The organism is Streptomyces sp. NPDC033180 (assembly GCF_055577645.1).
In genome coordinates, this window is sequence record NZ_JBVIPU010000011.1 from 20,999 (window position 1) to 33,442 (window position 12,444).

Genomic DNA, 12,444 nt, shown 5'->3' on the forward strand with positions numbered 1-12,444 from the left:
CCGTGCCCGGCGCCCCGCCCATCGGCGAGGCACCCTGTGCCGAGACCGCGCCCCGTAAGGGGCGCGGGGAACTACGCGACCAGCCACCTGCGGCCGTCCGTCAGCGGACGACCGATCAGACGGAGGCCCACAGCGCGGGCGTGTTCGGCGGCTCCCACCCAGGCTGAGCCTGATGTCCCTGGAGGCAGCGGTACGTGGACCCTCCGTAGGTGACGGAGTCACCCGGGGCGTAGACCTTGCCCGCGGCCCAGGTGCCGCCCGGGTCGGGGTCGCCGGGGCCCGGGTCGCCGCCGCCCGTGGTCCTCAGCGTCAGGCCGAACTGCTGAAGGAGCGGATTGATCGGCTGATGGAAGGTCGTGCCGCCACTGGAGCAGTTGCCCGAGCCGCCCGAGGTGACGCCCTGCGCCTGGCTCCCGGATATGTAGGAGCCGCCCGAGTCGCCGGGCTCCGCGCAGACCGTCGTGCGCGTCACGCCGCTGATGGTGCCCTCGGGGTAGGTGACGCTGGTGTTGTGCTGCTGGATCGTGCCGCAGTGCCACCCCGTGGTGGAGCCGGAGCGGCAGATCGACGCACCCACCGGGGACTGCGTGGAGCCCCCGACGCCGACCCGCTGCCCGCCCTGGCCCTTCACGTACGGGGTGGCGGTCCACTGGGAGTTGGTGGCGACCCAGGCCATGTCCCTGCCGGGGAAGACGGACGCCTGGAACGTGCCCTGAGCCACCTGGTTGTAGCCGCTGGTCGCCGTGCCCGCACGCCCGCAGTGGCCCGCCGTGGCGAAGCCCTGCTGGGTGCCCTTGGTGATCGGGAAGCCGATGGAGCAGCGGCCCCCCATGTAGTAGGCGTCGCCGCCCACGAGGTCGTAGAGCGGGCGAGGCCGCTCCTGGGTCCTCTCTGTGCGTACGAGGGATGAACCCACCCCCGCGGCGGAGACGAGGGACTTGGCGGCACCCGGCTGTACGGCGCGCACGACGATGGAGTTGGAGCGCACATCGACATACCAGACGGGCGCGTCGCGCGTAGCGGTCCTGGCTGCGGCGCGGTCCAACCGGGCCTTGGCGGCGTCGAGTTGGGCCAAGGAGTGCCGCACGACCTCGGCCCGCGCACCGCGAGCCTCGATCGCGGGGACGTCGGAGGCGTCGGTGGTGGCCACGGTGAGCCGCGCCGACGTCGCGCCGTGCACCCAGGCGCCCGCGAAGTCACGGCCGATGGCGGCCCGCAGGGCTCCCGCGACGGCGCCGGCCTCGGCCTCGTTGACCAATCGGGTCTCGGCCTGCGCCGACGTGAGGCCGAGGTCCCGCTGCATGGCCTTCAGGACCTCGGGCGATGTCCTGTCGACGGCGGCGGTCTCGGCGGGGGAGGGCGAAGCGGACACGGCGGGATCGGCCTGGGCGTTGGCGGTGCCGGGCAGGCCCGCGAGGACGAGCGCGCCGAGCACGGCGCACGCCGCCGCGGCGCGTCTGTGATGGATGGGGGGCATGGGGGCATCTCCTCGGTTGCGAGGGGGACGAGCGGACCGATGAGGGGGCGGCCCAGCCGGATGGCCCACACCGTAGAACGCTCAACAGCCCACCATCAGCTGTCAGTTGACCCCTGCCCTCGGTGTTATGGAAGGCCGGGGGGCAAGGGCAAGGGCAAGGGCAAGGGTGCGGTCACGGAAAGTGCGGCGAGGGCGCCGCCAGCCATGCCGTGTAGCTCTCGCTGCGGGCCGTGGCTTCGGCGTGCGCCGCCCGGGCCTGGGCGAAGACGGCGGGGGCGGTGTCGTGGGCCCGGGCTGCCGGGTGCCAGCCCAGCAGGTGCCGCCAGTACAGCGGCGCCCCGGAGAGAGGGCGGGTCACCAGGCCCGGCGTCGGTGGGAACGTCGCCCGGCACAGGCCCACCGCCCGGCCCACCTGGACCAGATGGACACAGGACGCCACGTCCGTCTCGTACACACTGGTGGGCGTGAACCCCGCGCGGGCGCACGCCGCGGTGAAGCAGTCCCCGAAGCAGCCGTCACCCGGCACGTCCGTCCACCCCTCGTCCGCGAGCCGGGCCAGGTCGATCTCCTGCCGGCCGGCCAAGGGGTGGTTCGTGGACAGCATGACGAACACCGGGTCACGGGCGACCTCCCGCCACACCAGGAGCTCGTTGTGTGGCGGAGCGCTCGCCCCGCACGTCCCCACCAGCGCGAAGTCGAGGAGCCCATCGGCCGTGCGGGACGCGATCTCCCGCTCCGACCAGGAAGTGTGCGTCGTCACCCGCGCCCCCGGGTACGCGGCGGCGAGCCGGTCCACCAGGCCGCCGAGCAGCGGCCCGTGCGTCGCGCCGAGCCGGAATCCGGCGCCGCCTTCCCAGGCCCGGCCGAACCGCAGCGCCTCCTCGCGCAGGCCGCTGACCGCCGGGAGCACGACGCGGGCGCGGGCCAGCACGAACTCGCCGAGCGCGGTCGCCCGCACCCCGTGCCGCCCCCGCTCGAAGAGCTTCCCTCCCAAGGCGCGCTCGATCCGCTTCAGCTGTGCGCTCAGGGCGGGCTGCGCGAGCCCGAGCGCGGTGGCGGCCTTGGTCAGGCTGCCCGCGTCGGCGATCGCCCGGATCGTCTTCAGGTGCCTCAACTCCAGGTCCATGGGCCGAGCTTGACCCGTGCGGGGGAGCGCTGCAATGGGCTGGTTCGGACCAATGCGGACCGCTCGCCGGGCGCCGTCAGTTCCCGCCCTCCGCCACGTCGTCCCGTACCCGCAGCAGCAGCACCGACCGCGCGACCACCGTGACCGTCGCGTCGGCGCGCAGCACCGTGCCGGGCGCCTCCCCCTGCTCCTCCAGGGACGTGTCCACCACCACCTCGTACGCCCGCGCCCACGGCGCACCCGGCAGCACGAAACTCGCCGCACGGCCCCCCGCGTGCAGGATCGCGAGTAAACTGTCGTCGACGACCGGCACGCCCCGGGCGTCACGTCCGGGAATGTCGCGGCCGGACAGATACATGCCGAGCGTCGCCGCGGGCGCGTACCAGTCGCCCTCCGTCATCTCCCTCCCGCGCGCCGTGAACCACGCCAGATCCCGAAGCCCGTCCGCCGAATGCGCCCGCCCCGAGAAGAACGCCCGCCTGCGCAGCACGGGATGCCGGTGCCGCAGAGCGATCAGACGGGACGTCAGACCGCACAGCGCCGCCCACCCCGGATCGTCGAGCAGCCCCCAGTCCACCCAGCTGACCTCGTTGTCCTGGCAGTACGCGTTGTTGCTGCCGCCCTGCGTACGCCCCATCTCGTCTCCCGCGACGAGCATCGGCACCCCCGTCGAGAGCAGCAGCGTCGTCAGGAGATTGCGCAGCTGCCGCCGTCGCAGCTCCGCCACGCGCTCGTCCGCGTCCTCGCCCTCCACGCCGCAGTTCCAGGACCGGTTGTCGTCCGAACCGTCCCTGTTCCCCTCCCCGTTCGCCTCGTTGTGCTTCCGCTCGTACGTCACCAGGTCCCGCAGCGTGAACCCGTCGTGCGCCGTCACGAAGTTCACCGACGCGTACGGCCTGCGCCCGCCCCAGGCGTACAGATCGCTCGACCCGGAGAGCCGGTAGCCCAGATCCCGCACATCGGGCAGCGCGCCACGCCAGAAGTCCCGCACCGCGCCCCGGTAGCGGTCGTTCCACTCCGTCCACAGCGGAGGGAAGGCCCCCACCTGATAACCCCCGGACCCCACGTCCCACGGCTCGGCGATCAGCTTCACCCGCCGCAGGACCGGGTCCTGCGCGATCACCGCGAGGAAGGGGGACAGCATGTCGACGTCGTGGAACGAACGCGCGAGCGCCGCCGCCAGATCGAAGCGGAACCCGTCCACCCCCATCTCGGTCACCCAGTAGCGCAAGGAGTCCGTGATCAGGCGAAGCACGTGCGGCTGCACCACCTGGAGCGTGTTCCCGCAGCCCGTGTAGTCCGCGTACCGCCGCGCGTCGGACGGCTGAAGACGGTAGTACCCGCGGTTGTCTATGCCCTTGAGCGAGAGCATCGGGCCCAGCTCGCCCGCCTCCGCCGTGTGGTTGTAGACCACGTCCAGGATCACCTCGATCCCGGCCTCGTGCAGCGCCCGCACCATGCGCTTGAACTCCCCGACCTGCCCGCCCGTCGTGCCCGACGCCGCGTACGCCGCGTGCGGCGCGAAGTAGCCGATCGAGTTGTAGCCCCAGTAGTTCTTCAGGCCCCTGCGCAGGAGATGGTCCTCATGGGCGAACTGGTGCACGGGTAGCAGCTCCACCGCCGTCACCCCGAGCCGCAGGAGATGGCCGATCGCCGCGGGATGCGCGAGCCCCGCGTACGTGCCCCGCAGCTCCTCGGGAATCCCCGGGTGCAGCTTGGTGAAGCCGCGTACGTGGACCTCGTAGATGACCGAGTCCGCCCAGGGAGTCTTCGGGCGCCGGTCGTCGGCCCACTCGTCGTCCGGTGCGTCGTCGTGCACGACCACGCCCTTGGGGACGTACGGAGCGGAGTCCCGGTCGTCCCGCACCGTGTCGGCGACCTGCTGCTGGGGCCAGTCCCGCACGTGTCCGTACACCTCGGGCGGCAGGCCCTGCGTGCCGAAGTCGCCGTCCACCGCGCGCGCGTACGGGTCCAGGAGCAGCTTCGCCGGGTTCCAGCGGGCGCCTGTCCACGGGTCCCAGCGGCCGTGCACGCGGTAGCCGTAACGCTGCCCCGGCCGGACGCCCGGCACGAACCCGTGCCATATCTCGTGCGTCAGCTCGGTCAGCGACGTCCGGGTCTCGACGCCGCGCTCGTCGAACAGGCAGAGCTCGACGGCCTCCGCACCCCCCGCCCACAACGCGAAGTTGGTGCCCGCGACCCCGTCGGGACCCCCTTTGAACCGCGCGCCGAGCGGCGTCGGCGCCCCCGGCCACACGGGCAGCGCGCGCGCCGGTGGAGCACCGCGCGGCGCGGCCCGCACCTCCGTCGACCTTCCGTTCACGGCGGTGGCCTTCCCGTTCCCCGCGGCCGCGCCCGTCCCGCGCCGCCCACCCCGGAGTGCTTCCTGTTCGGCTGCGCTGGACACCCATTCGCCTCCTGCGGCTCTACCCCCGTCGCGTCCCGGCGGCGGGGGCGTACCCGACCGGACGGCACGTGTGGACCCGATGGCCCGTGCCGTCCTCCCCACTGTTCTGCCCAGCGCGTGCGTCGCACTCACGTTTCCCCAGGAGGGGGACGGTCGTTGGGACGGACGTGAGACAGGTAGCGAGGCGCGCTCGGCGCGCAGGGGCCGCGCTGGCCGCCGTAATGACATGGGCAGGACTGCTTGCCGGGGCCGCTGGGTGCAGCGGCGGCGGCGGTGGCATCGACCAGCTGATGGGCAAGCCGCGGTCGCCCGCCGACGTGATCCGGGTGACGCCCGACGACGGCAGCAAGGAAGTCAAGGCAGACGAACGGCTCCAGGTCGAGGTCCCCGACGGACGCCTCGAATCGGTGAAGGTCGTCCGGATGCAGGACGCGCAGGAGGCTCCGGTGCCGGGCCGCATCGACGAGGACGGCATGACCTGGAAGCCGCTGGACGAGGGCGGCCTCGCGCTCGCCGCGAAGTACGAGGTGGATGCCGTCGCCCTCGACGGCCACGGCCGCCGCTCGGCCCGCCACACGACCTTCACGACGGCCGTCCCCGACGAGCGGTTCATCGCCTACGTGTCACCGGAGAACCGCTCCACCGTCGGCACCGGCATGATCGTCTCCCTGGAGTTCAACCAGGAGATCGAGAACCTCGACGCCGTCCAGCGCGCCATCAGCGTCACCACGAAGCCGGAAGTCGACGTGAAGCCGCACTGGTTCGGCAAGACCCGCGTGGACTTCCGCCCCGAGAAGTACTGGAAGCCCGGCACGAAGGTCACCGTCGGCCTGCGCCTGCGCGACGTCGAGGCCGCCCCCGGCGTCTACGGCCTCCAGGACAAGAGCTTCTCGTTCACGGTCGGCCGCAGCCAGACCTCCCTGGTCGACGCCGCCGACCGCACGATGGAAGTACGCCGCGACGGCGAGGTCCTCTCCACGGTGCCGATCACCGCCGGGGCTCCCAAGACCCCCACGTACAACGGGAAAATGGTGGTCACCGAGATGCTGGAGGTGACCCGGATGAACAGCCGCACCGTCGGTTTCGGAGGTGAGTACAACATCCCCGACGTGCCGCACGCGATCCGCCTGACGACGTCCGGCACCTTCCTGCACGGCAACTACTGGGCGCCGGACGCCCCCGGCAACACGAACGTCAGCCACGGCTGTGTGGGGCTGCGCGACGTGAAGGGCGGCAGCTCACAGACCCCGGCGGGATGGTTCTTCGACCGCACCCTGATCGGCGATGTGGTGGAAGTCGTCAACAGCGATGACAAGAAAGTCGCTCCTGACAACGGGCTCGGTGGCTGGAACATGGAGTGGAAGGACTGGACGGCGCCGCCCGGTTCCAAGCCTGCGGCCAAGGCCGCGGACGGCCGCTGAGGCAGGGCCCGCACCACATGCGCAGTTGGGACTGAACAGTGACATTGGCGGGGAGTCATCGGTCAGGGCCGTGTGGTTATCTAGCGCAGGCGCGTGTCTGTGCGCGCTGAGGCACTGGGGTGCGGGCCTGACCAGGCCGTGCGAGGGGAGACACATCTTGAACGGGCGACCGATATCGGGGACGTCGGTTGGTGCGCGGGGGAGCGCACGACGACGGGGGGCCAAGGGCCTCTTTGCGGTGGCATCGGGTGTGACGCTGCTGTTGGTCACGGCATGCGGCGGGGGCGGCGGCTCGGACTCCGGCAGCGACGGCAAGGGCAGGGCGGCCGACAAGAACGCGCCGTCGACGGCCGTGGTGGCCATAGCGCCGAAGGACGGCGCCGACTCGGTGGCCACCAGCGGTGCCCTGAAGATAGCCGCCGACAAGGGCAAGCTGTCCCAGGTCAAGGTCGAGGACAGCAAGGGCAATCCGGTCCCCGGCAAGATCACCTCCGGCGGCGCGACCTGGACGCCGGCGCACCACCTGGCCGCCTCCACGAAGTACAAGGTCCACGCGATAGCCAAGGACTCCGAGGGACGTGAGTCCGCCAAGGACACCAGCTTCACGACGCTGACCCCGAAGAACACCTTCATCGGGCAGTTCACGCCGGAGGACGGCTCGGAGGTCGGCGTCGGAATGCCGTTCTCGGTCCACTTCAACCGGGGCATCACCGCTCCCGAGGACGTGGAGAAGGCCATCGAGATCAAGACCGAGCCGTCCGTGCCGGTCGAGCCGCACTGGTTCGGCAACGACCGCATCGACTTCCGCCCCGAGAAGTACTGGAAGGCGGGCACCAAGGTCACCGTCAAGCTCAACCTCGACGGTGTCGAGGGCCGGCCCGGGGTCTACGGCGAGCAGGCCAAGACCCTGAAGTTCACGATCGGCCGCAGCCAGGTCTCCACCGTCGACGCCAAGTCGCACCAGATGAAGGTCGTCAGGGACGGCAAGCAGATCAAGAAGATCCCGATCACCGCGGGCGCCCCCGGCACCACGACGTACAACGGCCAGATGGTCATCAGCGAGAAGCTCCAGGTCACGCGCATGAACGGTGAGACCGTCGGCTTCGGCGGCGAGTACGACATCAAGGACGTCCCGCACGCGATGCGCCTGTCCACGTCGGGCACCTTCATCCACGGCAACTACTGGTCGGGCGGCGCCTTCGGCAACACGAACGCCAGCCACGGCTGCATAGGCCTGAGCGACGTGCGCGGCGGCTACAGCAAGAAGACGCCCGCCGGATGGTTCTTCGACAATTCCCTCATCGGGGACCTCGTGGTCGTGAAGAACTCCGCGGACAAGACGATCCAGCCCGAGAACGGCTTCAACGGCTGGAACATGTCCTGGGAGAAGTGGAAGGCCTGACCGGCCCGCCGGGATCACCCGGCCGCATGTCCCCGTCACGCGGGGCACGGCTAACGTGCCCCGCATGACATCTGTGCATCTCGAAGTCGCCGAAGGCGTCGGCACGATCCGCCTCGACCGCCCCCCGATGAACGCGCTCGACATCGCCCTGCAGGACAGGCTCAAGGAGCTTGCCGAGGAGGCGACCCGGCGCGACGACGTACGCGCCGTGATCATCTACGGCGGCGAGAAGGTGTTCGCGGCGGGCGCGGACATCAAGGAGATGCAGGCCATGGACCACGCGGCGATGGTCGCGCGGTCCCGGGCCCTGCAGGACTCCTTCACCGCGGTCGCCCGTATCCCCAAGCCCGTCGTCGCCGCCGTCACCGGCTACGCGCTCGGCGGCGGCTGCGAGCTCGCCCTCTGTGCCGACTTCCGCATCGCCGCCGACAACGCCAAGCTCGGCCAGCCGGAGATCCTGCTCGGCCTGATCCCCGGCGCGGGCGGCACCCAGCGCCTGTCCCGTCTGGTCGGTCCGTCCAAGGCCAAGGACCTCATCTTCACCGGCCGCATGGTCAAGGCCGAGGAGGCGCTCACCATCGGCCTGGTGGACCGGGTCGTGCCCGCCGCCGAGGTGTACGAGCAGGCGCACCAGTGGGCCGCGCGGCTCGCGCAGGGCCCCGCGCTGGCGCTGCGCGCCGCCAAGGAGTCCGTGGACGCGGGCCTGGAGACGGACATCGACACCGGGCTCGCGATTGAACGCACCTGGTTCGCCGGTCTGTTCGCCACCGAGGACCGCGAGCGGGGCATGCGCAGCTTCGTCGAGGAGGGTCCCGGCAAGGCGAAGTTCCTCTGAAGCGGCACCCGAAGTCCCGTCGGGTTGCCGTCAGTTGAGGCCACGTCAGCCAAAGTGTCCCCCGAAGGAGCGGATTATGCCGGGCTTAAGAGAACCTTAAGCCTGCCTTCTTCGCGGCCGTAAGTGATCATCCGTAAGCGGGTGGTCATCGCAGGTCAGCAGGGGTGTCACAGGGGCCCTACTGCCTCTGGCATATGCCTACCCAGCCCCCCGGAACGGATGGTTCCGGGGGGCTTATTCCGTCGGAACGCCCACGGAAGGTGCTCCGTGCGGCCATGATGGGTGGCATGGCGGGGCTGGAGGGTATCGAACAGCCGCGGCGACACGGGAGTGCGACCGCGGCGCGCTGGTCGCCGGCGGTTGAGGACGAACACGCGCTCAAGGCGCTCGAGTTGTTCGGCAATCCGACGGACGGGGAGGTTCCGCTGCCGTCGCGTCCGGAGTCCGCCGCCATCGCGCGCCGGCTCGCCCAGGTCGTGGTGCTCCGGCACTGGGGGCTCTCCCCGAAGCTGACCGAGGACGTGGTGCTCCTCACCTCCGAACTCGTCGGCAACGCCGTGCGGCACACCGGCGCCCGCGTCTTCGGCCTTCGGATGATGCGGCGGCGCGGCTGGATCAGGATCGAGGTGCGCGACCCCTCGCGCGGACTGCCCTGTCTGATGCCCGTCCAGGAAATGGACCTCAGTGGCCGGGGCCTCTTCCTGGTCGACAAGCTCTCCGACCGGTGGGGCGTGGATCTGCTGCCGCGCGGCAAGACGACGTGGTTCGAGATGCGGGTCGCCGACCGCTGAGGTGGCCGCTGATACGCGAAAGCCCCCGGCATTGCGGGGGCCTGCGCGGAGCGCCGTGGACAAAGGGGTGTGTTCCACGGGCGCTGATGACGACCGAGCCCGGGTCAATGGGGGTCGTGGCTCCGACTATGGCAGACGGGGGCCAGCGATCCAAAAGCCCCTATCCGGTCATAAGGGTCCAAAGTGTGGCAGTTCAAAGGTGAATCCTTGGTGAGCTGGGACACCTGCCTGGTAAACGCTGGTTAAGTTCTGGCTGTGACAGGTGATCCGCAAGGGATGGCGGGGTGGCCGCGAGCCCCCCGACCCCGACCCGCAGGGTTCATCTGCGGGCAATAAGCGGCTTTTGCCGTCTTTACCCATTAAATGGTCGGGTGACCGAGACCGACCGCCGTGGAGCCCTGCGCGCGGGCGCCGGACTGGCCGTCGCGGGCGCGCTGACCGCAGGCTGCTCCTCCTTCGGAGCCGCCCCCGCGGACCAGGCCGCCCCCGCCGCCCGGCATCCTGCCGCGAGAACACCCCGAGCCGCCCCCGCACCCCGCCGCTTCCCCGGCCTGCCCGACCAGATCGCGCACAGCCCCCGCAACCGGCCCCAGGTCGCCCTCACCTTCCACGGCCAGGGCGACCCCGCCACCGCGCGGTCGCTGCTCACCATCGCCGAGAAGGCCGACGCGAGGATCACCGTCCTCGCCGTCGGCAGCTGGCTCGACGAACACCCCGAACTCGCCCGCCGCATCCTCGACGGCGGCCACGACCTCGGCAACCACACCCACCACCACCGCGCCATCAACGAACTGCCCGAGGCCGACGCCTACGCGGAGATCACCGGCTGCGCCGACCGCCTGCGCCGCCTCACCGGATCCATCGGCACGTGGTTCCGCCCCTCGCGCGCCGAGACCGCGACCCCCCTCGTCGCCCGCCTCGCCCGCAGCGTCGGCTACCCGCACGTGCTCTCGTACGACATCGACTCCCTCGACTTCACCTCGCCGGGCGCCCCCGCCGTCACCCGCAAGATCACCTCAGAGGTACGCGCGGGCTCCGTCGTGAGCCTGCACTTCGGGTACGCGGACACGGTCGCCGCGCTCCCCGCCGTCCTGGAAGAACTGGACCGCCGCGACCTGCGTGCGGTGACGACCACGGAGTTGCTGACCTCATGACCCTGCACCTGAACCTCACCCGGCGCACCGGAGCGGTCATCGCCGCCGGTGCCGTCGTCGTCGCCGCGCTCGCCGGCTGCGGCAGCGACGCCCGCGAGAACGAAGCCCTGAGCACCAAGGGCGTCCAGAAACCCGCCAAGTCAAAGGCTCCGCCCGGACTGCCCGGCATGCCTCCCGTCCTCGACCCCAAGGACGTCTACGCGGCCGACCGCCCGGGCAAACTCTCCCCGGTCGTCAAGGACTTCCCCTCCCGGATCTACGTCCCCAACACCAACTCCAACACCGTCTCGGTCATCGACCCCAAGTCGTACGAGGTGATCGACACGATCGATGTCGGGATCCAGCCCCAGCACGTCGTCCCCTCCTGGGACATGAAGACGCTCTGGGTCAACAACAACCGCGGCCACACGCTCACCCCCATCAACCCCAAGACCGGCAAGGCGGGCAAGCCCGTCGACGTGCACGACCCGTACAACCTCTACTTCACGCCCAACGGCAAGCACGCGATCGTGATGGCCTCGATGGACCGCGAGCTCGTCTTCCGCGACCCGCACACCATGAAGAAGGTCAAGACCGAACCCGTCAGCTGCTACGGCGTCAACCACGCCGACTTCTCCGCCGACGGTCGCTACTTCATCGTCTCCTGCGAGTTCTCGGGCGAACTCCTGAAGGTCGACACCGAGAAGATGAAGGTGGTCGCCCAGCAGAAGCTGCCCTTCGAGGGCGCCATGCCGCAGGACGTGAAGATCTCACCCGACGGCAAGACCTTCTACGTCGCCGACATGATGGCCGACGGCATGTGGGTCCTGAGCGGCGACAAGTTCGACAAGCCGAAGCTCCTGCCGACCGGCAAGGGAACCCACGGCCTGTACGTCAGCCGGGACTCGCGCGAGATGTACGTGTCCAACCGCGGCGAGGGCACCGTCTCCGTCTTCGACTTCCCCAAGAACAAGCTCACCAAGAAGTGGAAGCTCCCCCAGGGCGGCAGCCCCGACATGGGCGGCGTGTCGGCGGACGGCAAAACCCTCTGGCTGTCGGGGCGTTACGACTCCGAGGTGTACGCCATCGACACCCGCACCGGAGTCCAGACCGCCCGCATCCCCGTCGGCGGCGGCCCGCACGGCCTCGCGGTCTACCCGCAGCCCGGCCGCTACTCGCTCGGCCACACGGGGATCTTCCGCTGAGCTGTTCAACGGTTGACCACAGCGGCCACCGGGCACGACAAGGGTAGTTCCAGCCGCCCTCCCCTCTGCCGCTCAGGAGGCCGCCCGTGCTCAAAGGCATCGACGTCAGCTCGTACCAATCCACATTCGACACGGACGGCATTTCCTTCGTCATCATAAAAGCGACGGAGGGCCGTTCGTACGTCAACCCCAGGCTGACGGCCCAGACGAAGCGAGCACGGGACGGCGGCTGCGTGGTCGGCTTCTACCACTTCCTGTGGCCGGGGAACATCACGGCGCAGGCGGAGTACTTCGTCAGCAAGGCCCCTGAGAAATCAGGGGACTTGCTTGCGGTGGACTGGGAGTGGACGGGGGACCGCACCCGCGCGAGCAACGCGGAGAAGGACCGGTTCATCCGCGAGGTGAAGCGGCTGCGGCCGAGCCACCGGACGATCTTGTACTGCAACAGGGACTTCTGGCTCAACCACGACACCACGTCCTACGCCGGCGACGGCCTCTGGATCGCCGACTACGTCACGGCGGGCAAGCCCCGCATCCAGGCGAAGTGGCGCATCCACCAGTACACGTCGACGCCGCTGGACAAGAACGTCGCGGACTTCGCGAGCGAGGACGCGCTGCGGGAGTGGGCCAAGCCGTAGCCACCCCCG

The 12,444-nt window shown here is 70.4% G+C and carries 10 protein-coding genes; 7 read left to right on the forward strand and 3 right to left on the reverse strand.

Annotated elements, in window-relative coordinates:
• Positions 1–115: 115 nt before the first annotated feature.
• The 3 genes from ACZ5WE_RS26350 to glgX form a co-directional block, all read right to left on the reverse strand.
• Positions 116–1,477, reverse strand: a complete 1,362-nt coding sequence (locus ACZ5WE_RS26350) for an alpha-lytic protease prodomain-containing protein (protein WP_467693195.1) — start codon at positions 1,475–1,477, stop codon at positions 116–118.
• Between the two features lie 172 nt (positions 1,478–1,649).
• Positions 1,650–2,603 carry a LysR family transcriptional regulator gene (locus tag ACZ5WE_RS26355; RefSeq protein WP_467693193.1) on the reverse strand — a complete coding sequence of 318 codons (954 nt, stop codon included), beginning with the start codon at positions 2,601–2,603 and terminating at the stop codon, positions 1,650–1,652.
• A 76-nt stretch (positions 2,604–2,679) separates the two neighbouring features.
• Positions 2,680–5,010, reverse strand: coding sequence for a glycogen debranching protein GlgX (gene glgX / locus ACZ5WE_RS26360; RefSeq protein ID WP_467693191.1), 2,331 nt, complete (start codon positions 5,008–5,010; stop codon positions 2,680–2,682).
• 221 nt (positions 5,011–5,231) lie between these two features.
• Here glgX and ACZ5WE_RS26365 point away from each other — a divergent pair, with 221 nt between their 5' ends.
• The 7 genes from ACZ5WE_RS26365 to ACZ5WE_RS26395 all read left to right on the forward strand — a co-directional run bounded on the left by ACZ5WE_RS26365 (position 5,232) and on the right by ACZ5WE_RS26395 (position 12,435).
• Positions 5,232–6,431: a L,D-transpeptidase gene (locus ACZ5WE_RS26365; protein ID WP_467693189.1), complete on the forward strand. Its 1,200-nt coding sequence runs from the start codon at positions 5,232–5,234 to the stop codon at positions 6,429–6,431.
• Positions 6,432–6,588: 157 nt separating this feature from the next.
• The gene (locus ACZ5WE_RS26370; protein ID WP_467693187.1) at positions 6,589–7,833 is read left to right on the forward strand and encodes a L,D-transpeptidase; all 1,245 of its coding nucleotides are present in this window, start codon (positions 6,589–6,591) and stop codon (positions 7,831–7,833) included.
• A 64-nt stretch (positions 7,834–7,897) separates the two neighbouring features.
• On the forward strand, positions 7,898–8,668 hold the full coding sequence (locus ACZ5WE_RS26375) for an enoyl-CoA hydratase/isomerase family protein (protein WP_399396298.1): 771 nt from the start codon (positions 7,898–7,900) through the stop codon (positions 8,666–8,668).
• 287 nt (positions 8,669–8,955) lie between these two features.
• The gene (locus ACZ5WE_RS26380) at positions 8,956–9,459 is read left to right on the forward strand and encodes an ATP-binding protein (RefSeq protein WP_467693185.1); all 504 of its coding nucleotides are present in this window, start codon (positions 8,956–8,958) and stop codon (positions 9,457–9,459) included.
• Between the two features lie 371 nt (positions 9,460–9,830).
• Positions 9,831–10,613 carry a polysaccharide deacetylase family protein gene (locus ACZ5WE_RS26385; RefSeq protein WP_467693183.1) on the forward strand — a complete coding sequence of 261 codons (783 nt, stop codon included), beginning with the start codon at positions 9,831–9,833 and terminating at the stop codon, positions 10,611–10,613.
• Positions 10,610–11,797, forward strand: a complete 1,188-nt coding sequence (locus ACZ5WE_RS26390; RefSeq protein ID WP_467693181.1) for a YncE family protein — start codon at positions 10,610–10,612, stop codon at positions 11,795–11,797. The genes ACZ5WE_RS26385 and ACZ5WE_RS26390 overlap by 4 nt, the downstream gene beginning before the upstream one ends.
• Positions 11,798–11,883: 86 nt before the next feature.
• Positions 11,884–12,435 (forward strand): glycoside hydrolase family 25 protein, encoded by a 552-nt coding sequence (locus tag ACZ5WE_RS26395; protein WP_467693180.1) that lies wholly within the window; start codon positions 11,884–11,886, stop codon positions 12,433–12,435.
• Positions 12,436–12,444 lie beyond the last annotated feature (9 nt).